The organism is Novosphingobium aquae, assembly GCF_037572715.1.
Lineage (GTDB): Bacteria > Pseudomonadota > Alphaproteobacteria > Sphingomonadales > Sphingomonadaceae > Novosphingobium > Novosphingobium aquae.
The window spans coordinates 315,873-334,603 of record NZ_JBBHJY010000001.1; the positions used below are offsets into that span (position 1 = coordinate 315,873).

General features: G+C 64.2%; 19 protein-coding genes, 1 tRNA gene and 1 other RNA gene. 16 read left to right on the top strand and 5 right to left on the bottom strand.

Features of this window, described 5'->3' with window-relative positions; genetic code table 11:
* The first annotated feature begins 94 nt into the window (after positions 1-94).
* From WG900_RS01685 to WG900_RS01705, 5 genes are all read left to right on the top strand, one after another.
* Positions 95-937 (top strand): aminotransferase class IV, encoded by an 843-nt coding sequence (locus tag WG900_RS01685; protein WP_339964219.1) that lies wholly within the window; start codon positions 95-97, stop codon positions 935-937.
* A 60-nt stretch (positions 938-997) separates the two neighbouring features.
* Positions 998-1,702 (top strand): SIMPL domain-containing protein, encoded by a 705-nt coding sequence (locus tag WG900_RS01690; protein WP_339964220.1) that lies wholly within the window; start codon positions 998-1,000, stop codon positions 1,700-1,702.
* A gap of 58 nt (positions 1,703-1,760) precedes the next feature.
* Positions 1,761-2,054: a PepSY domain-containing protein gene (locus WG900_RS01695; RefSeq protein ID WP_339964221.1), complete on the top strand. Its 294-nt coding sequence runs from the start codon at positions 1,761-1,763 to the stop codon at positions 2,052-2,054.
* A 70-nt stretch (positions 2,055-2,124) separates the two neighbouring features.
* A complete protein-coding gene (locus WG900_RS01700; RefSeq protein ID WP_339964222.1) occupies positions 2,125-2,802 on the top strand; it encodes a response regulator transcription factor in 678 nt (225 codons plus the stop codon).
* Positions 2,803-2,863: 61 nt separating this feature from the next.
* Positions 2,864-4,216, top strand: coding sequence for a sensor histidine kinase (locus tag WG900_RS01705; RefSeq protein WP_339964223.1), 1,353 nt, complete (start codon positions 2,864-2,866; stop codon positions 4,214-4,216).
* Here the strand turns inward: WG900_RS01705 and WG900_RS01710 are convergent.
* Entirely contained in the window at positions 4,213-4,521 is a 309-nt protein-coding gene (locus WG900_RS01710) for a chorismate mutase (RefSeq protein ID WP_339964225.1), read from the bottom strand. The genes WG900_RS01705 and WG900_RS01710 overlap by 4 nt on opposite strands.
* Positions 4,522-4,606: 85 nt before the next feature.
* Between WG900_RS01710 and WG900_RS01715 the strand changes: the two genes are divergently transcribed.
* Positions 4,607-5,623: a polyprenyl synthetase family protein gene (locus tag WG900_RS01715; RefSeq protein ID WP_339964226.1), complete on the top strand. Its 1,017-nt coding sequence runs from the start codon at positions 4,607-4,609 to the stop codon at positions 5,621-5,623.
* A 3-nt stretch (positions 5,624-5,626) separates the two neighbouring features.
* On the opposite strand, the gene WG900_RS01720 is transcribed toward WG900_RS01715, so the two are convergent.
* On the bottom strand, positions 5,627-6,214 hold the full coding sequence (locus tag WG900_RS01720) for a hypothetical protein (protein ID WP_339964227.1): 588 nt from the start codon (positions 6,212-6,214) through the stop codon (positions 5,627-5,629).
* Positions 6,215-6,435: 221 nt separating this feature from the next.
* Here WG900_RS01720 and sciP point away from each other — a divergent pair, with 221 nt between their 5' ends.
* The 9 genes from sciP to WG900_RS01765 all read left to right on the top strand — a co-directional run bounded on the left by sciP (position 6,436) and on the right by WG900_RS01765 (position 15,460).
* The gene (gene sciP, locus WG900_RS01725) at positions 6,436-6,768 is read left to right on the top strand and encodes a CtrA inhibitor SciP (protein ID WP_339964228.1); all 333 of its coding nucleotides are present in this window, start codon (positions 6,436-6,438) and stop codon (positions 6,766-6,768) included.
* A 130-nt stretch (positions 6,769-6,898) separates the two neighbouring features.
* The gene (gene hrpB / locus WG900_RS01730) at positions 6,899-9,400 is read left to right on the top strand and encodes an ATP-dependent helicase HrpB (protein ID WP_339964229.1); all 2,502 of its coding nucleotides are present in this window, start codon (positions 6,899-6,901) and stop codon (positions 9,398-9,400) included.
* Between the two features lie 31 nt (positions 9,401-9,431).
* Complete coding sequence (locus WG900_RS01735; protein WP_339964231.1) at positions 9,432-9,710, top strand: ETC complex I subunit; 279 nt, start codon at positions 9,432-9,434, stop codon at positions 9,708-9,710.
* Positions 9,711-9,755: 45 nt separating this feature from the next.
* Positions 9,756-9,850: signal recognition particle sRNA small type (ffs, locus tag WG900_RS01740), an RNA gene on the top strand.
* A gap of 52 nt (positions 9,851-9,902) precedes the next feature.
* Positions 9,903-11,708, top strand: a complete 1,806-nt coding sequence (locus WG900_RS01745; RefSeq protein WP_339964232.1) for a DNA polymerase III subunit gamma/tau — start codon at positions 9,903-9,905, stop codon at positions 11,706-11,708.
* On the top strand, positions 11,705-12,046 hold the full coding sequence (locus WG900_RS01750) for a YbaB/EbfC family nucleoid-associated protein (protein WP_339964233.1): 342 nt from the start codon (positions 11,705-11,707) through the stop codon (positions 12,044-12,046). The genes WG900_RS01745 and WG900_RS01750 overlap by 4 nt, the downstream gene beginning before the upstream one ends.
* 213 nt (positions 12,047-12,259) lie before the next feature.
* Positions 12,260-12,427 carry a hypothetical protein gene (locus tag WG900_RS01755; RefSeq protein WP_339964235.1) on the top strand — a complete coding sequence of 56 codons (168 nt, stop codon included), beginning with the start codon at positions 12,260-12,262 and terminating at the stop codon, positions 12,425-12,427.
* Positions 12,428-12,538: 111 nt separating this feature from the next.
* The gene (lon, locus tag WG900_RS01760; RefSeq protein WP_417596689.1) at positions 12,539-14,932 is read left to right on the top strand and encodes an endopeptidase La; all 2,394 of its coding nucleotides are present in this window, start codon (positions 12,539-12,541) and stop codon (positions 14,930-14,932) included.
* Between the two features lie 255 nt (positions 14,933-15,187).
* The gene (locus tag WG900_RS01765; protein WP_264416353.1) at positions 15,188-15,460 is read left to right on the top strand and encodes an HU family DNA-binding protein; all 273 of its coding nucleotides are present in this window, start codon (positions 15,188-15,190) and stop codon (positions 15,458-15,460) included.
* 155 nt (positions 15,461-15,615) lie between these two features.
* On the opposite strand, the gene WG900_RS01770 is transcribed toward WG900_RS01765, so the two are convergent.
* Both WG900_RS01770 and WG900_RS01775 read right to left on the bottom strand, forming a co-directional pair.
* Positions 15,616-16,557 (bottom strand): hypothetical protein, encoded by a 942-nt coding sequence (locus tag WG900_RS01770; protein ID WP_339965303.1) that lies wholly within the window; start codon positions 16,555-16,557, stop codon positions 15,616-15,618.
* Positions 16,558-16,588: 31 nt separating this feature from the next.
* Positions 16,589-17,437 carry a TrmH family RNA methyltransferase gene (locus WG900_RS01775; RefSeq protein WP_339964238.1) on the bottom strand — a complete coding sequence of 283 codons (849 nt, stop codon included), beginning with the start codon at positions 17,435-17,437 and terminating at the stop codon, positions 16,589-16,591.
* 118 nt (positions 17,438-17,555) lie between these two features.
* On the opposite strand from WG900_RS01775, the gene WG900_RS01780 reads away from it, so the two are divergent.
* Positions 17,556-17,641: transfer RNA gene (locus tag WG900_RS01780), tRNA-Tyr, on the top strand.
* A 32-nt stretch (positions 17,642-17,673) separates the two neighbouring features.
* Here WG900_RS01780 and WG900_RS01785 read toward each other — a convergent pair.
* Positions 17,674-18,594 carry a tyrosine-type recombinase/integrase gene (locus WG900_RS01785; protein ID WP_339964239.1) on the bottom strand — a complete coding sequence of 307 codons (921 nt, stop codon included), beginning with the start codon at positions 18,592-18,594 and terminating at the stop codon, positions 17,674-17,676.
* Between the last annotated feature and the right edge of the window lie 137 nt (positions 18,595-18,731).

Sequence of the window (18,731 nt, forward strand, 5' to 3'; positions counted from 1 at the left end):
CCTATGGGCTTGGGCCCGCATTGACAAGCTGCGCGTTAATCGGGGGGACAAGCCGCGCGTTGACAGGGGCGGCATGGCAGCGGATGGGATGCCCATGCGCAAGGTATGGATCAATGGCGAGTGGTTCGACGAAGGCGAGGCCAAGGTTTCGGTCTTCGATCGCGGGCTGCTCTTTTCGCAGAGCGTCTATGAAGTCGTCCCCGTGATCGATGGACGGCTGTGCAACGTGGCCTATCACATTGCGCGGCTGGGCGGATCGCTTGGCACCGCGATGATCGCTGACGACACCGACTGGCCGGCAGTCTTTGCCGAAGCTGTGACGCGCAATGGTGTGACCGAGGGGCGCGTTTACCTGCAAGTCACGGGCGGAACCTCGGGCGACCGCGATTTCCTCTCTACCCAGCCGCCGCCACCGCCCACGCGGATTGTTTTTACGCAGTCGGGCGCGGTGATCGACCATCCGCTGGTATCGCGCGGGATGCGGATCGCGTTGAAGCCTGAAGCGCGCTGGCAGCTCCGCTCGGCCAAGACGACGCAGCTGCTCTATGCCGTCCTGATGAAGGAAGAGGCGAGGGCAGTTGGGCTGGACGATGCGTGGCTCGTAGAGAACGGACACATTACCGAAGGCACCAGTTCGAACGCGCACATCATTGACGCGCGCGGGGTGCTGGTCTCGCATCCTGTGACATACGGCGTGTTGCCCGGCGTCACCCGCATCTGCGTGCTGGAAATTGCTCGCGGCATGGGGATCGAGGTTGAGGAACGACCGTTCACCGAGGCTGAGCTGTTCGGCGCCCGCGAGGCTTTCTCCTCTGCTGCGAGCGCGCTCATCCTGCCGGTTGTCGAGGTGGATGGCCGTCCAATCGCCGATGGCCGCCTTGGCGCGATAACCGCTGCGATCCGCGAGGCTTACGTCGAGCGGCTGGTGAACGCCTGAGGGAACTTCGCTGGTGCCTGCCCGTTCCTGCCGGTGATACTCATGCTCGAGGACCTCCCCATGAAGAATTTTGCTCTGCTTTCCGCCGCCATGGTGGCGGCGCTCCCGGCTCAGGCTGCGGAAATCCAGATCGTTTCGCAGGGGCCGGTGGTTGAACTGACGGTCACCGAGACAGCCAACGCCAAGCCAGACATGGCAACCGTGACCGCCGGCGTCACCACGCGGGCCATGCAGGCCGATGCGGCGGCACGCCAGAACGCCGAAAAGATGGACGCGACCATTGCCCGCCTGCGCCAGATCGGCGTGGCGCGCGAGGACATTCAGACCAGCAATTTCAGCATCAACCCGCAGTACCAGTACCGCAACGATGGCCAGGCACCGGTGTTCCTTGGTTATGACGTGACCAACCAGGTGAACGTGAAGCTTCGCAACATCGGCCGCATCGGATCGGCGCTTGATGCCTTGATCGCGGCAGGCGCGAACAACGTGAACGGACCGTCCTTCATGCTGGAGAACGACAAGGGCGTCCGCGACGATGCGCGCAAGGCTGCCTTCAACAGCGCGCAGGCACGGGCGCGCAGCCTTGCCTCGCTGGCAGGCTACCGTGATGTCCGCCTGCTCGAAGTGTCGGAAACCTATGCTGCCCGACCAATGTATTATGCAGATGCGCGCGAGGCGGTTTCCGCATTGAAGACGACCCCGATTGAGCCCGGCGTCGTGGGCACCTCTGCCACGCTGACCGTCAAGTACGAGATGACCCGCTGAGTGCAGCCTGCACGCGGCATTCACTTGATGTTCAAAACCCGCTGCGTAATGAAGCGCCATGGTTCGTAGCACTCTTCTCGCCCTGGCCTCACTGGCGGTCCTGACCGCGCCGACGGCTCACGCCAAACCCGGCGAGGAGCAGGGGTTGGTCCGCAAGGAAATGCGCGCGGGCAATGTCCTGTCGCTCCGCGAGATCGAAGGCCGCGTCCTGCCGTCCATGCGCGGCGCGCAGTATCTTGGCCCAGAATACGATCCGGTGGCGATGGTCTATCGGCTGAAGTTCATCCGCGACAGCCGCGTTTCCTTCGTCGATGTCGATGCCCGCTCGGGAGAGATTCGTTCGCGGCATTGACGCGAATTTTCTTATCCCGCATTGCACGAAAATACTCTCGGCCCACAACCGGAAAGGCGGGAATAACGCGATGCGCATCCTGATCGTCGAGGACGAACCTACTCTCGGCAAACAGCTCAAGACCACGCTGGAACAGACCGGCTATGCCGTCGATCTTTCGACCGATGGCGAGGACGGCCATTTCCTCGGTTCGACCGAGGAATACGATGCCGTCGTGCTCGATCTTGGCCTGCCCGAAATAGACGGACTGACCGTGCTGGGCATGTGGCGCAAGGAAGGCCGCAAGTTCCCGGTGCTGGTGCTGACCGCGCGTGATTCCTGGTCCGACAAGGTCGCCGGACTCGATGCCGGGGCTGACGATTACCTTGCCAAGCCGTTCCAGACCGAAGAGCTGATCGCCCGCCTGCGCGCGTTGATTCGCCGCGCATCAGGCAATACCAGCAGCGAACTGACCGCTGGCGGCGTGCGGCTGGATACCCGTTCGGGCCGCGTCACGCTTGATGGTGAGCCGGTGAAGCTGACCGCGCAGGAATACAAGCTGCTGTCCTATCTGCTCCACCACAAGGGTAAGGTCGTCAGCCGCACCGAGCTGATCGAGCATATCTACGATCAGGATTTTGACCGCGATTCCAACACGATCGAAGTCTTCGTCACACGCATCCGCAAGAAGCTGGGCGCCGACGTGATCACCACGATCCGCGGGCTGGGTTACAGCCTTGACGATCCGGCCGGTCCGGGCCGGGGGTGAGTGACTTTTGCCGGGGTCTGAGCCTGTAACGCGGGACCCTGCGCGCGCCGAACCCACCGGCATGACCTCTCCGCACACGGGAAGCCTGTCCCGTCGCATGATGTTCATCGCGGCGGGGTGGATCGTCATCCTGCTGTCGCTGGGCGGTTTTGCGCTCGACCGGACGCTGAACGGTCTCGTCCAGCGCAATTTTGACGATCAGCTGTCTTACATGCTCAACGCGATGGTCGCCTCGGCCGAGATCGATCAGTACGGCGAAATCTATTTCAACCGGCCGCTGGGCGATCAGCGTTTCCTTGAGCCGAATTCGGGGCTGTACTGGCAGATCACCGGCAAGGGGCATGAGGATTTTCCGTCGCGCTCGCTGTGGGACCGCACGCTGCAAGTCCACGCCGCGCATACCGATAACCAGCCGCACGCCTACAATTCCAACCAGTTCGCCACCGAACCGCTTCGGGTGATGGAACGCTCGATCTATCTGCCAGGCAGCAAGACCAAGTGGTGGTTTGTCGTGGCGCAGAGCCGCGCGGTGGTGGACGATCAGATCGCCGAGATCCGCGCGATCCTGTGGTGGAGTTTCCTCGTCTTGGGCCTGGGCCTGTTCCTCATGGCTGGGCTGCAGACCTGGTACGGCCTTGGTCCGCTGCGCCGCGTGCGGCTGGCGATCAAGCGTCTGCGAACCACCGGCACCAACCGCGTAACCGAGCCGCTGCCGCTGGAAGTTCAGCCGCTGGTTGAGGAACTGAATGCCCTGCTCGCGCATACCGAAAAGCAGGCGGAGGAAGCGCGGACCCATGCCGGCAACCTCGCGCACGCGCTCAAGACACCGCTCACCGTAGTGATGAACGCCGCGACGGCCAAGGCGCCGGACTTGTCGGACACTGTCATTCGCGAGGCTGCGGTGATGCGCCGGCAGGTCGATCACCACCTCGCCCGCGCCCGTGCTGTCGGGCGCCGCGCCGTCGGCCATTCGCGCGCCTCGGTGGGTGAAAGCGTCGAGGCGGTGCTGCGCGCCGTGACCCGGCTTTATGAAAAGACCCGCTTCGACCTCGACGGCAACCGCGCCGCGGAAGTGGCGATCGAGCGGCAGGACCTTGACGAGATCCTCGGCAACCTGATCGAGAACGCGGCAAAATACGGCGGTGGCTCGGTCTTTGTGACCATCGATCCCGACCCGAAATCCGGTCCTTGCGAAATCTGGATCGAAGATGACGGCATGGGCATTCCGGACGAGGAACGCATCCGCATCTTCGACCGCGGCGCCCGGCTGGACACGGGCAAGCCGGGTACAGGCCTCGGCCTCGCCATCGTGCGTGACGTGGCGGAAATCTACGGTGGGTCGGTAGAACTTGCGGAGAGCGAGGACCTCGGCGGATTGTTGGTGAAGCTTAGGCTGCCGAGGGCGCGGGCTTAGCTTCCCGTTTTCGCCTGTTCGTGGTGGCGGATCACTTCATCGATGATGAAGCGCAGAAACTTTTCTGAAAATTCCGGATCGAGCTCCGCCTCTCCGGCCAGCGCGCGAAGGCGCGCGATCTGGCGTTCCTCGCGGCCGGGATCACTGGCGGGGAGGGCGTTCTGCGCCTTGTAGGCACCAACCGCCTTGGTGATGCGGAACCGTTCGGCCAGAATGTGAATCAGCGCCGCGTCGATGTTGTCGATCGAAGCGCGATATCCGGCCAGGACTGGATCGGGTGCGGCGGCGGGCGAATTCTCGGTCATGCCCGCCCGCTAGCATGAGAAAAAGCGAACCGCAAAGCCGCGCTTTGCACTTGCCTTGGCGCGCGCATGGTCGCAAGGGCCGGTCATGAGCGCCGACATCGTTCCCCTGCGCCCCCGCACTGCCGAGCCGTCGCTCGCGCCCCTGCTCGCGCTGACTGCGTCGGGCATGAATGCGGTGAACGCGATCATCCTTGACCGGATGCAAAGCGAAATCCCGCTTATCCCCGCTCTGGCCGGCCACCTGATCGCCGGCGGCGGCAAGCGGATGCGCCCGATGCTCACCGTCGCAGGCGCGGAATTGTGCGAATATCACGGCTCGCGCCACCACCTGCTGGCCGCCTCGGTCGAGTTCATCCACACCGCCACGCTGCTGCATGACGACGTGGTCGATGGCTCGGACATGCGCCGCGGGCGCGATACCGCGAACATCGTGTTCGGCAATCCGGCGACCGTGCTGGTCGGCGATTTCCTGTTCACCCGGGCCTTTGAACTGATGGTCGAGGACGGCAGCCTCAAGGTGCTCAAGATCTTGTCGAAGGCCAGCTCGGTGATTGCCGAGGGCGAGGTTGACCAGCTCACCGCCGCCCGCCGGATCGAGACCAGCGAGGAGCATTACCTCCAGATCATCGGCGCCAAGACCGCTGCCCTGTTCGCTGCCGCAACCCGCATCGCTGCCGTGGTTGCCGAACGGCCCGAGGCCGACGAACTCGCACTCGATGCCTATGGCCGCAACCTGGGTGTTGCTTTCCAGCTGGTCGACGATGCCATTGACTACGATTCCGAAAGCCTGGAGATGGGCAAGGGCAAGGGCGACGACTTCCGTGAGGGCAAGATGACCCTGCCGGTCATCCTTGCCTATGCTCGCGGCAATGCCGAGGAGCGCCAGTTCTGGCAGGACGCCATCGCCGGCTTCCGCAATTCGGACGACGATCTGGCCGAGGCCGTGCGCCTCATCGCTAAGTACGACACCGTCTCCGCCACCCGCGACCGCGCCCGCCACTTCGCCCAGCGTGCTATCGACGCCATCGCCGGCTTCCCTGCTGGCCCGGCCCGCAGCGCCATGGCCGAAGCCGCCGAGTTCGCGGTTTCGCGGCGGTTCTGATCCTTATCCCACCGGCACCATCAGGTGGGCATAAGGCGTGCCCTGCCACATGACATAAGGCGCGGTGGTATCAGGCTGCTGGCCGGCCGGATGCCCTTTCAGGATCGCGGCTGATCCGACGATCATCAGATGCGGGCCAGTTTTGATCCAGTCGCTGCCCTCGCTGGGTTTGGTTGCATAGGGATCGGTGTTGCTGGCATCGGTGCCCCCGGAAAGCATATACATCACCCCCGGTGCATCGGTCGGCGGCGGTTTGTGACCCATCCAGGCATTTGCCCAAGCCAGCGCGTTTCCGTCCATGCACATCGGATCGGGACCGGGGGTCGTCGGGTTGTCGGGCATGCAGGTCCAGCCGTTGGTGCCCTTGCGCAGTTCGCTCATCTTGCCGTCCTCACCCATGCTGATCACGGTGGCAGCGGCAGAAATCGACTTGGGCGCCGCGCTTTCGGCGCTGGCAATGGGATCGCCGGGCGTGGCGGCTTTGCTTGACGCGGCAGGCGGGGCGGCCGGGGTTTCGTCACGCTTGGAACAGCTGCCGAGCGTAATCGCGGCGGCCATGATGACGACAAGGGAGTGTCGGGCAGAGTTCATCGCATCCTCCATCGGCATGCGACCTCTGCCAGCGTCAATACCACTTCTGGCTGCTTGGCCCTAGCGGCGAGATTCAACCTATCGCCAAACACCCGCAACTCGCCGGAACCCGTGCTTTTCGAGCGACGGACGGAGCGGCATTTTAAGTCCAATTTAACCGCGTTTCGGCAGATTCGATCGTGCTCAGGGGGACCCATAGACCTAGTCGAAAGTCCGAGCAGATGATTGAATACAGCAACTCCCGTCCCGCCCAAATTATAGGGCCCAACAACCAGATCCTCACGCGTGAGACGCTGCCGCCGGCCAATACGACGCGGTGGGTGGCGCATCGCAAGGCACAGATCGTGGCCGCCGTGGAAAGCGGGCTGATGTCTATCGACGAGGTGATCCAGCGGTACGACCTCAGCATCGAGGAATTCGCCGGCTGGCAGCGCGCGATGGACCGTGCCGGTGTCGCCGGTCTGCGCATCGCCTGGCTGCAAAAGGACCGCGCCGAACATCGCCGGGCCAAGGGCAAGCCTGCCGGTACCAAGCTGCGGTTGGTGACGCACTAACTCCTGGGGGCAAACCCGGCTGGACAGGCTGCGTAGATTGGTCTCCGCGCGGCCTGTCCGGTTCGGCCTGTCCCGTCTTGGGCGTTCCCGATTGCTTTTACACCGGCGCAGGACGCTCTAAGGCGGGTGGGTGAGCCTGCCGATCCAAGCCGTCCTGCCCGACCTGCTTGCCGCGCTGAACGCCGGGAGCAGCGCTGTGCTGATCGCCCCGCCGGGTGCCGGCAAGACGACGGCGGTCGCGCCAGCCTTGTTGCGCGAGCCGTGGTGCACCGGCGCTATCATCATGCTGTCACCCCGCCGCGTCGCCGCTCGCGCCGCAGCTGAACGCATGGCCGAACTGCTGGGCGAGAAACCCGGTGAAACGATCGGCTATCTCACCCGCCTTGACAGCAAGCGGTCGGCGCGCACCCGCGTGCTGGTGATGACCGAGGCGATCTTCGTTTCGACGATACTGAGAGACCCCGAGCTTTCCGGGGTGGCCGCCGTGCTGTTCGACGAAGCGCATGAGCGCCATCTCGATTCCGATCTTGGCCTGGCGCTGGCGGCGGAATGCCAGTCGGTCCTGCGTGAGGACCTGCGGCTGGTGATCATGTCCGCCACGATTGACGGCGCGCGCTTTGCCCGGCTGCTGGGTGATGCGCCGGTGGTGGAGAGCGAAGGTAAGGCGTATCCGCTGGCGATCCGCTGGCTTGGTGCGCGGCCCGAATTGCGCATCGAGGATGCCATGGCCTCGGCGATCCAGACGGCATGGCGCGAGGAAAGTGGCGACATCCTCGCCTTCCTTCCCGGCGTGGGCGAGATCGAGCGCACCCGCGAGCGGCTGGCCGAGCGATTGCCGGGGGCGCTGGTCCTGCCGCTCCACCGGCAGTGCGAACCGGCCGCCCAGCGCGCCGCGATCAAACGCGACACTGAGGGACGGCGGCGGATCGTGCTGGCGACGGCCATTGCCGAGACTTCGCTGACGCTGGACGGCGTATCGGTGGTGGTCGATGCCGGACTGTCGCGCCGCGCGGAGTTCGACAAGGCCGCCGGCGTAACGCGGCTGGTCACCCACCGCGCCTCGCAGGCCGCCGCCGCCCAGCGCGCAGGCCGCGCGGCGCGGCAGGGGCCGGGGGTGGCTTACCGACTGTGGGAAGAGGCGGCCCACGCGGGTCGTCCGCCTTACGATCCGCCCGAAGTGCTGGTTTCGGATCTCGCGCCGTTGGCGCTGACACTGGCGCAATGGGGTTCCGGCGAGGTGGCGGACATGGCCTGGCTCGATGTGCCGCCGGCTCCGGCAATGGCGGCGGCGCATGCCCTGCTGGAGAGTCTCGGCGCGTTGGACGGAGAGGGCCGGATTACTGATCATGGCCGGGCGATGGCCACGCTGCCGCTCGAGCCGCGGCTGGCGCATATGCTGCTCGCTGCGGCGGCTTTGGGGGCCGAAAAGGATGCGGCGGAGCTGGCCTTGCTGCTTCAGGAACGCGGGCTTGGCGGGCGAGGGGACGACCTCTCGGCCCGCCTTGAGCGCTTCCAACGCGATCGATCACCGCGTGTGGAAGCATCGCGGAAGCTGGCGGCGCGGTGGGCCTCGTCGTCCCGGCGAACGCCGGGACCGCTGGCCTCGTCGACGCAATCTGGCGACGGAGCGCCCGGCGGCCAGCGGTCCCGGGTCAAGCCCGGGACGACGGGAGAATTCCCCCCGCTCGGCGCGATCCTTGCCGAGGGCTTCCCTGACATGATCGCTCGCCGCCGTGACGCATCGGGTGAGAACTGGCTGGCAGCTGGCGGGCGTGGGCTGCGGCTCGATCCGGCAAGCTCGCTGATTCGCGCCGAATGGCTCGCCGTGGGGGAGGCGCAGGGCGACGCCAAAGGCGCGCGGATCACCGGCGCCGTGCCGCTGACCGAGGCGGAAGTGCAGCGCTGGCTGGGCCACCGCATCGAACGCGGCACAACTCTGAAATGGGTGGAGGCGGACAGCCGCGTCGAGGCCCTGCTCGAACAGCGTCTGAGTGCGATCACAATGGCGACCGGGCCTGATCCCAGTCCCGATCCGGCGGCGATCCGGGCCTTCATGGTCGAAAAGATTCGCAAGGAAGGCCTTGACCTCGTCCCGCTGGGCCGCGCCAGCGACAGCCTGCTGCGCCGCGCGCGCTTTGCCGGGGTGGAGGTCTTGTCCAAAGCGGCCTTGCTCGCCGATCTCGATGACTGGCTGGGCCCGCTGCTGACGCGGCGGCTGGACCAACTCGAAGCGGGCAAGCTTCACGAAGCGCTCCGCGCGCGGCTGGACTATGCTGCCAGGCAGGCCATTGACCAGCTCGCCCCGGCGCAGTTCACGAGTCCTGCGGGAACCAGCCACACCATCGATTACGACGATCCCGGTGGGCCTTCGGTTGAGTTGCGGGTGCAGGCGCTGTTCGGGCTGGAACGGCATCCCACATTCGGTCGCCCCCCGCAGCCGCTGCTGCTCAAGCTCACCGATCCGGGCGGCAAGCCCCTTCAGACCACGCGCGATCTTCCCGGCTTCTGGCGCGGATCGTGGCGCGATGTGGTGAAGGACATGAAGGGCCGCTACCCCAAGCACCGCTGGCCGGACGAGCCGTGGACCGAAAAGGCGAGCCTCAAGACTAAGAACGCGTTTAACCGCACTTGATTCCCGCGCCGATTCGAAGCAGGGCAGCGTCATGCCAGCACGTATCTATCAGCGCCCGAAGAACGCCATGCAGTCCGGCAAGGCTCTGCTTGACCAGTGGATCCTCGATTTCGATCCGGCCGAGGCGAAAAAGCCTGACCCGCTGATGGGCTGGGCCGGTTCCGGCGATACGCAGGGGCAGGTGACTCTGAAGTTCGGCTCGCAGGCAGAGGCGCAGGCCTATGCTGCCACGCACGGCATCGCCGCCACTGTCCACGCCACGCCGCCGCGCCGGCTCAAGCTGCAGGCCTACGCCGACAATTTCCGCTGACCACAGCGCACTTGCCAAACCGCACCGGCGCCGCCATATGCGCCGCCGGGAGTCGGTCGGACGCTTGCGTCCGCCAACCTGGTCAGGTCCGGAAGGAAGCAGCCACAACGGGTTGCGGCGGGTCGGCCGGCTCCTTTTTCTCTCCACAGGGTTGTGCTGACAAACGGCGTGCGAACGCCTAATCAGGTGGCGATGAATGATTCCCCCGACATCTTTGGCGACGAACCTGAAGGCGAAGCCGCGCCCAGCGCTGCCGAGCTTGAGGCTGCCGGTCAGGAATCGATGTTCGGTGCGCCAGAACCGGTTGCTCCGCCGCCGGTTGAGGTAGCAACTGCTCCAGCGACCAATGCGCCTGCCACCAGCCCCGCGCAGCCCTATCGCGTGCTCGCGCGCAAGTATCGTCCGCAGACATTTGCCGAGCTGATCGGGCAGGACGCGATGGTGCAGACGCTGGCCAATGCGATCCGGCGCGACCGGCTCGCCCATGCCTTCCTGATGACCGGCGTGCGCGGGGTGGGCAAGACTTCCACCGCCCGCCTGATCGCCAAGGCGCTCAACTGCATTGGGCCGGACGGGCAGGGCGGTCCCACCATCGATCCATGCGGCGTGTGTGAGCCTTGCATTGCCATTGCAGAGGGCCGCCACATCGACGTGATCGAGATGGACGCCGCCAGCCATACCGGCGTGGATGATGTCCGCGAGATCATCGAGGCGGTGCGCTATGCCGCCGTCTCGGCGCGCTACAAGATCTACATCATCGACGAAGTTCACATGCTGTCGCGCAATGCATTCAATGCTTTGCTCAAGACACTTGAGGAACCACCGGCGCATGTGAAGTTCCTCTTCGCAACCACCGAAGTCGACAAGCTGCCAGTCACCGTGCTCAGCCGCTGCCAGCGCTTCGACCTGCGCCGCATTTCCGCGCCGCTGCTCACCGAACACTTCGGCCGGGTCTGTCAGGCAGAAGGAGTCGCCGCCGATTCGGAGGCACTTTCGATGATCGCCGCCGCTGCCGAAGGTTCAGTGCGCGATGGCTTGTCGATCCTCGATCAGGCGATCGCCCATGCCGATATGGGCGGTTCTGGCCGAGTGACGCCCGATCAGGTGCAGGATATGCTCGGCCTCGCCGACAAATCCGCGCAGCGCCGCTTGCTGTCCGCGCTCCTGTCAGGCGATTCGAACGGGCTTCTCGATCTGATCGACGCGCAGTTTGCCTTCGGGGTGGAACCATTGGCGCTGATGCGTTCGCAAATGGACCTCGTCCACCGGATTACCGTCGCGCAAGTCGGTCGCAGCGGCGCGGACGGGGTGTCGCCCGAAGAACGCGCTGCGATTGACGAATGGGCGCGGGCGCTTTCGGCGGGACAATTGCACCGCTTGTGGCAATTGCTGCTCAAAGGCCATGACGAGGTGCGGCAAGCGCCCGATCCGCTGGCTTCGGCCCAAATGGCGCTGCTGCGCGTGATGCACGCCTCCGATTTGCCCGATCCCGGCACACTGGCGCGCCACCTTGAGGAAGCGATCGCGAAGGGCGGGGCTGCCCTATCCTCGCCGGCTCCGGCCAATTCTGTCGTGCCCACCACTACTGCGCCTGCAGTACCTCCGGCTTCGGTCGACTGGAGCGCCCTGTGTGACCGCGTCGAACACAGCGGCCAGCTGCGCATTTCGCAGATCATGCGCGACTGGGTGCGGATCATCGCCATCGCGCCACTTTCGCTGACCTATGCGCTGGCCGAGGGCTATCCGGGCGATCCCACCCCCGAATTGCGTGACGGCCTGCTGCGCGCCACTGGCGAGCGCTGGGAAGTCACCCGGGGCGAAGGTGATGCCATGCCGTCGCTGCGCGAATTGGCGCAGGCCGTGCGCGAAGCGGAAGACAAGGCCATGCGCGCCTCGCCGCTGGTCGAAGCCGTGCTCCAGGCATTCCCCGGGGCCGAATTTGTCGAAGATGAAAAGCCCCAGGACAAGGGCTATGCAAACCGGAGCCGTTACGCATGAAGTCGATGGAAGAGATGCTCAAGGCCGCGCAGGCTGCCGCCGAGACCATCCAGAAGCAGATGACCGAAGCCCAGACCAAGCTCGATACCATCGAGGTTGAGGGTGTGTCGGGCGGCGGGCTGGTCAAGATTCGCTGCACCGCCAAGGGCCGCATCATCGGCGTTGCCATTGATGACAGCCTGATGGCGGCCAGCGAGAAGCAGATGCTCGAAGACCTGATCGCTGCCGCGTTCAACGATGCGCGGGTCAAGGCGGATGCCGCCAGCGGTGCGGAGATGGAGCGCATTCAGGGCGGCATGGGCCTGCCGCCGGGCTTCAAGCTGCCGGGTATGGGCTGACCTAAGATCGCATTTCCGTTGAGGATTCCTGGCTGGTCTTGGCAGCATCCGCGGCCAAGGTCGCTGTGTCACGAATTTTCAGCGACCGTGTGGGCCCACGCAAAAGGCCGCGTACAATGGAAAATAATTAAAGTTTACAATTAGAAACCCCGCAGATTTACCCAGCCTTCACTAAGTCGGCGCATTGACATGGCTCCCACCGGAGTGTGTTCAATGACTGGTATTTGCTTCCTCGCCATGATGGGCGGACTATTTGTGCTCGGCCTCATGCCTCAGCCCAAGGACAAGCAGCTCGCGCTGGCGGCCCAATGCGGCGGCGGCGTGCTATTTGCGACGGGTCTTCTTGGTCTGGCATGGACACTTGCACCGCCGCTGGCCTGAGATTCCGAACTTCCACAAGCCAAGTCCGCTGCGGCATTGCGCTGAAGGCAGGGCGATCCCATATCTGGCAACAAAGGCCCGGTTCACGACTGGTGCCGCATAGATATGGATATGAAAATGACACTTCTCCCCCTGCTTCCCCTGCGCGATATCGTCGTGTTCCCCGGCATGGTCGTGCCGCTGTTCGTTGGCCGCGAAAAGTCTGTCGCCGCGCTGGAAGCGGCGATGTCTGGCAACAAGGACATCTTCCTTGTCGCCCAGCTTGATCCCGGCTGCGACGATCCGGCGGAAGAGGACCTCTATGACCTCGGCGTGATCGCCACGGTGCTGCAATTGCTCAAGCTGCCCGATGGCACCGTCCGGGTGCTGGTCGAAGGCCAGCAGCGCGCCCACCTTGAGCGGATCGGTGAAGATGGCGACCTGATGATCGCTCAGGTCAAGAAGATCGTCGCCGAGCCGGTGGCCAGCACCGAAGCGACCGCGATGATGCGCTCGGTCGTCGATCAGTTCGGCGAATATGCCAAGCTCAACAAGAAGCTGTCGGCCGATGCCGGCACCAATTTTGCCGAAATCACCGACCCGGCGCTGCTGGCCGACGGCGTCGCCGCCCAGATCGGCGCCAAGGTGGCTGACAAGCAAGCACTGCTGTCCGAGGAAGATCCGGTCAAGCGGCTGGAAATGGTGCTCGCCATCATGGAAGGGGAGCTGGGCGTGCTGCAGGTGGAGCGCAAGATCCGCGGCCGCGTGAAGCGCCAGATGGAAAAGACCCAGCGCGAATATTACCTCAACGAACAGCTCAAGGCGATCCAGAACGAACTGGGCGGCGGTGACGGCGAAGAAACCAACGAGATTGCCGAACTGCAGGCAAAGATCGACACGCTCAAGCTGTCGAAGGAAGCCCGCGCCAAGGCGCAGGCCGAGCTCAAGAAGCTCAAGTCGATGCAGCCGATGAGCGCAGAAGCGACTGTCGTGCGCAATTACCTCGACGTGCTGCTCGGCCTGCCCTGGGGCAAGAAGTCGAAGCTGAAGCGGGACATTGGCAAGGCGCAGGCCGTGCTCGATGCCGATCACTATGCACTGGAAAAGGTCAAGGACCGCATCGTCGAGTATCTCGCGGTGCAGGCGCGCACAAACAAGCTGAAAGGACCGATCCTGTGCCTCGTCGGCCCTCCGGGCGTGGGCAAGACAAGCCTCGGCAAGTCGATTGCCAAGGCGACAGGGCGCGAATTCATCCGCCAGTCGCTGGGCGGCGTGCGCGACGAGGCCGAGATTCGCGGCCACCGCCGCACCTATATCGGATCGCTGCCGGGCAAGATCGTCACCAACCTCAAGAAGGCCGGAGCCAGCAACCCGCTGTTCCTGCTCGACGAGATTGACAAGCTGGGTCAGGACTATCGCGGCGATCCGGCATCGGCGCTGCTCGAAGTGCTCGATCCCGAACAGAACGCCAAGTTCCAGGACCACTATCTTGAGGTTGATTTCGACCTGTCGGACGTGATGTTCGTCTGCACGGCGAACAGCCTGAACCTGCCGCAGCCGCTGCTCGACCGCATGGAGATCATCCGGCTCGAAGGCTATACCGAGGACGAGAAGGTCGAGATCGCCGAGCGCCACCTCGTTGAAAAGCAGGTTGAGGCGCACGGGCTGACCAAGGGCGAGTTCACCCTGACCACCGAAGGCCTGCGCGACCTGATCCGCTATTACACGCGCGAGGCGGGCGTTCGCACGCTGGAGCGTGAGATCGCGCGGCTGGCGCGCAAGAGCCTGCGGCAGATACTTGAGGGTAAGGTCACGTCAGTGACGATTACGCCGGAAAACCTCGCCGATTTCGCCGGCGTGCGGAAGTACCGCTTTGGCGTTGGCGAGGAAGAGCACCAGGTGGGTGCTGTCACCGGTCTTGCCTGGACAGAAGTGGGCGGCGAACTGCTGACCATCGAAAGTGTCACCGTTCCCGGCAAGGGCGCGGTCCGGACCACCGGCAAGTTGGGCGAAGTGATGAGCGAAGGCGTGCAGATGGCCTTCAGCTTCGTGAAGGCGCGGGCGCCGGCCTATGGCATCCGCCCCTCGATCTTCAACCGCAAGGACCTGCACATCCACTTGCCGGAAGGCGCCGTGCCCAAGGACGGTCCATCGGCCGGCATCGGCATGGTCACCGCCATGGTTTCCACGCTGACCGGCATTCCGGTGCGCAAGGACATCGCCATGACCGGCGAGGTTACCCTGCGCGGGCGCGTGCTGGCGATCGGCGGTCTCAAGGAAAAGCTGCTGGCGGCACTGCGCGGCGGCATCAAGATCGTGCTGATCCCGGAAGAGAACCGCAAGGACCTTGTCGAGCTTCCCGCCAACATCAAGGAGGGGCTGGAAATCATCCCGGTCTCCCACGTTGACGAGGTGCTTGCCATCGCGCTGACCGAGAAGCTCGTGCCGGTCGAATGGACCGAGCAGGACGACCTCGCCAGCCAGCCGGTTGCGGGCCATTCGGGGTCGTCGCTGACCGCACATTAAGCGTCTGGAGACAGAATCGCCGCAAGCTGCTGATTCTTGCTGCAATGCGGCGATTCGGGCGCAAATTTGGCGATTCTCGCCAAGTCGCGCTTGGCAAGCCCCGTAATGGCGCAAATTTGGCGTTTTTTCGTGGATAATGGCGTCTCAAGTGGCCTCTTTCGCTTTGACAGGGGCGCCAAAGATCGCTCAATTCCGCCGCACTTCGAGGCGAGTTCCGAGAAGCACCAGATTAACCAGAGGTAGGGGATTCCCGTAATGAACAAGAACGATCTGATCGGCGCAGTTGCTGATGCCAGCGGCCTGACCCGTAGCGATGCCACCAAGGCAGTTGAAGGCGTGTTCGACGCCATTTCGGGCGCGCTGAAGAAGGGCGATGAAGTCCGTCTCGTCGGCTTCGGCACCTTCTCGGTTGCCAAGCGCAAGGCTTCGACCGGCCGCAACCCGCGCACCGGCGAACCGATGTCGATCAAGGCTTCGTCGCAGCCGAAGTTCAAGGCCGGCAAGGGCCTCAAGGATGCGGTGAACTGATCACCCTCCTGTTTCGGGTGGCCCCATCGCCTCGGGCCGTCTGAGACGATTTGAATACGATATAGAAAAGGCCGTGACGGTATTCCCGTCACGGCCTTTTTGTTTGCCCCCGTCGCTTGACTGGCTGTGCCCGGACGCCGTCCGGGCGGTCGCGCTCAGTTAGCGAGCTTGATCAGCGCCGTCGGTGCTGAGGTTGATCGTACATTCACGTTCCACGACAGCTTCTGGCCGGCCGGATCAGCCTGCGGGCCTTCGTCCGTATTGTTGGCAAGCACCTGGCCGTTGGTGGTCACGGTGAACACTCCGTCCATTTCGGGCGGCTTGGGCATGTCGCCCTTGCTCATCGCGCCCAGCATGCCCATGCCCATCGCCTGTCCCATCGGATTGCCTGAGGAGTTGGCGTTGAAGCCCGGGGCGTCGATCCGCACCGTCCCGTCGCTGCGGCGCAGGACCTGTACGAAGGTGTTAGTGGTCGGGAACTTCTCGATGATGGGAAAAATGAAATCGTGGTCGGCCTTGCCGGCGATGGCATAGTCGACATCGAACAAGCCGTTGCCCTTGTATGCAACCAGCTTCCAGCCGGCCTGGCGGCGCAGGCGGGCAGCGAATTCCTCGATTGACTTGGGATCCGTGGGATCCAGCCCGCCCAGCGCGGCCTTCATCTCCTCGAGGTCCTTCTTCTTCTTTTCGGCAGTTTCCTTGCGGTTCTGCTCCCAGGCGACCTTCTGGTCTGCAAGTTCTTCCTTGGTGCAGGGGCGCTCCTTGGGGTCGGCAAAGGTATCGTCGTTAGTGGCCTTGGCCTCATCACCCGGCTTGTCAGCTGCAGCTTCTACTGCGGCGGCGGCGGCGTCAGCAGCCGCATCTTCCGGGGCATCATAATCGAAGCAGGCAGACGGTTTGAAGGTATCGTTGCCCTTGTCCATCGCCGCCAACTGCGTGATGCCGTAGAGCGACAATTCGCCCTTGTAGGCAAAGGTGAACTGCCCGTCCTTGCGAAGGTCAAGCGCCGAGACGAATTTGCCCGGCGTCAGTAGGCAGGCCGACAGCGTAAGGGCAAGCGCGGCGACGATCCCCGCTGCACCAATGCGTTTCATCATGGTCACTTTGAGATCCCCCTGTAGGAAAAGGTTAGCTGCGCGTGGCGACAGCGTAGAGTGCGATGGCGCTGGCGTTCGATACGTTGAGGCTTTCCATTGCTTCGCTGATTGGCAGCCTTGCAATGGCGTCGCAGTGCTGTTGCACGTTGTGGCGCATGCCTTCGCCTTCCGCGCCAAGCACCAGTGCGACCGGGCCGGCGGGCAGGGCTTCAGCCAGCGTGGATTCCGCCTCGCCGGCAAGCCCGATGCGCCAGTATCCCGCCTCGGCCACTTCCTCCAGCGCGCGGGCCAGGTTCACTACGCGGATCCACGGCACCACTTCCAGTGCGCCCGACGCGCTCTTGGCGACGACGCCCGATTCTGGCGGAGCGTGACGGTCCTGCGTCAGGATGGCGCAGGCGTTGAACGCGGCGGCAGAGCGCAGGATTGCGCCGACATTGTGCGGGTCGGTGACCTGATCGAGCACGACCAGCGGCCGGGATGGATCGCCGTGAAGCACTTCGTCTAGGTACACGTCGGGCAGGGCGTCGCATTCAAGGACCAGACCCTGATGCGGCGCGTCGCGCGCGACCAGCCGCGCCAGATCGAGCGGCTGCGCCCATTCCACCGGGAAGTCGGCAGGCAATTCACCATCGAGCGAGGCGACGCCTTCGCGGGTTGCCCACAGCTTGCGGTGATTGCGCTCCGGGTTCTTGAGCGCAGCTTCCACCGCGTGGCGGCCCCAGAGCCTTACGGCCCCGGCGCTCGCCCTGCCGCTGCCGCGCCCGCCCTGCATCCGACCAGCGCGGCCGCGAAGCGCTCCCTTTTTCTTTCGGCCTTCGTCCTGCTTGTTCATGATGTCGCCAAATGTTCCGTGACAGTGAGATTCCTTGCGGCTCATGCCCGTCGCCCCATTGACAGGCAAGCCTTGCTTGGGCATTGGCGCGCCTCTCGGCCGGATAGCCCTCGCTTGCGGGGGCAACATTACGGGGAAACCCGTCACCGGCAGGCTCTGGTGTGGACAGGTGGCCGAGTGGTTAATGGCAGCAGACTGTAAATCTGCCCGCGAGAGCGTACGCTGGTTCGAATCCAGCCCTGTCCACCACCGCCCTTCGTAGGGCGTTGAAACAAGCCGGTTTAGTCGTCCTTAATTTGGCGAACTTCAGAAAGGTTCGCCACTAGCTTGCCCGCGGCGGTGTTCGACAGGCGGGCCTGGTCGGCGCTTTTTGAGTAGTGGGCGAAGATTTCCCGGCTCTGGTCGGTGAGCGCGCGGCCTTCGTCTTGGGTGGCACCTGATTCTACCAAGCGGCGAGCCATGGCTTTGCGTAGGCCGTGCGGGGAACAGTTGGTCAGGCCTGCTTTCCGCGACTTTCGGCGGAACCAGTTACCGAAGCTGTCGCCGGTTTTGTAAGGCGTGCCGCGTTCGGTGACCAGGTAAGTGCCGATGCCGGTGGTTTCTACCGCGTCTATCGCTTCGAGCAGCTGCGGTATCACCGGGATCGAGATAGGCTTGCCGCCGCTGGTGCTGGCCTTCTTCACCTGTCCGATCAAGAACACCGGCTGGCCATTCACCACGACGCGGTGTTGACGGCTAAGGCGGATCATGTCGCTGCGGCGCAAGGCAGTGTAGAGAAGGAGTGCCATTGCCAGCCTCTCGCGCGTGCCCAGTGGCCAGCGCGCCTCGTACAGCGCGATCTCATCCTCGGTCCAGGCGTGGTGGCCATCGCCAGTGCGGAAGCCGTCCGTGGCGGTGACAGGGTTGTCAGTGCGCCAGCCAAGCTTGATCGCATGGCGGTGCAGACGGGCAAGGACTTTGCGGAGATTGTTCGCGGCAGCCGGGGTGCTGGCCATGGCGGCAAGCTTCGACTCGATCGCGGCGGTTTTTATTCCGCGCACGTCCTTCGTTCCGTTCGACGCGCGGAAGCGTTCGATGATGCCGCGATAGGTTTTCTGGCTGCTAGGCGACATCGCCTGCCAGCGGGGAGTGCGGTAGAAGCTGGCGACCAGCGCGTCATAGGTGAACGGCAGCGCCTTGGTCTGGACGGCGCGCGGGTTCACTGGCTCGGCGGCAAGTGCGGCTGCGAGCTCGGCGCGGAATTCTTCGGTGCCGGGCTGAGCCTTGAAATGATAAGTCGGGAGGCCAGACTTACGGAATCGATACCGCTCCTTGCCGTGGCGATCGGTGTAGGGGGTGA

Excerpts from the sequence above, each read along its gene's own strand:
- WG900_RS01685 (WP_339964219.1), top strand. The coding sequence starts at position 95 with ATGCGCAAGGTATGGATCAATGGCGAGTGGTTCGACGAAGGCGAGGCC.
- WG900_RS01690 (WP_339964220.1), top strand. The coding sequence starts at position 998 with ATGAAGAATTTTGCTCTGCTTTCCGCCGCCATGGTGGCGGCGCTCCCG.
- WG900_RS01695 (WP_339964221.1), top strand. The coding sequence starts at position 1,761 with ATGGTTCGTAGCACTCTTCTCGCCCTGGCCTCACTGGCGGTCCTGACC.
- WG900_RS01700 (WP_339964222.1), top strand. The coding sequence starts at position 2,125 with ATGCGCATCCTGATCGTCGAGGACGAACCTACTCTCGGCAAACAGCTC.
- WG900_RS01705 (WP_339964223.1), top strand. The coding sequence starts at position 2,864 with ATGACCTCTCCGCACACGGGAAGCCTGTCCCGTCGCATGATGTTCATC.
- WG900_RS01710 (WP_339964225.1), bottom strand. The coding sequence starts at position 4,521 with ATGACCGAGAATTCGCCCGCCGCCGCACCCGATCCAGTCCTGGCCGGA.
- WG900_RS01715 (WP_339964226.1), top strand. The coding sequence starts at position 4,607 with ATGAGCGCCGACATCGTTCCCCTGCGCCCCCGCACTGCCGAGCCGTCG.
- WG900_RS01720 (WP_339964227.1), bottom strand. The coding sequence starts at position 6,214 with ATGAACTCTGCCCGACACTCCCTTGTCGTCATCATGGCCGCCGCGATT.
- sciP (WP_339964228.1), top strand. The coding sequence starts at position 6,436 with ATGATTGAATACAGCAACTCCCGTCCCGCCCAAATTATAGGGCCCAAC.
- WG900_RS01735 (WP_339964231.1), top strand. The coding sequence starts at position 9,432 with ATGCCAGCACGTATCTATCAGCGCCCGAAGAACGCCATGCAGTCCGGC.
- WG900_RS01745 (WP_339964232.1), top strand. The coding sequence starts at position 9,903 with ATGAATGATTCCCCCGACATCTTTGGCGACGAACCTGAAGGCGAAGCC.
- WG900_RS01750 (WP_339964233.1), top strand. The coding sequence starts at position 11,705 with ATGAAGTCGATGGAAGAGATGCTCAAGGCCGCGCAGGCTGCCGCCGAG.
- WG900_RS01755 (WP_339964235.1), top strand. The coding sequence starts at position 12,260 with ATGACTGGTATTTGCTTCCTCGCCATGATGGGCGGACTATTTGTGCTC.
- lon (WP_417596689.1), top strand. The coding sequence starts at position 12,539 with ATGAAAATGACACTTCTCCCCCTGCTTCCCCTGCGCGATATCGTCGTG.
- WG900_RS01765 (WP_264416353.1), top strand. The coding sequence starts at position 15,188 with ATGAACAAGAACGATCTGATCGGCGCAGTTGCTGATGCCAGCGGCCTG.
- WG900_RS01770 (WP_339965303.1), bottom strand. The coding sequence starts at position 16,557 with ATGATGAAACGCATTGGTGCAGCGGGGATCGTCGCCGCGCTTGCCCTT.
- WG900_RS01775 (WP_339964238.1), bottom strand. The coding sequence starts at position 17,437 with ATGAGCCGCAAGGAATCTCACTGTCACGGAACATTTGGCGACATCATG.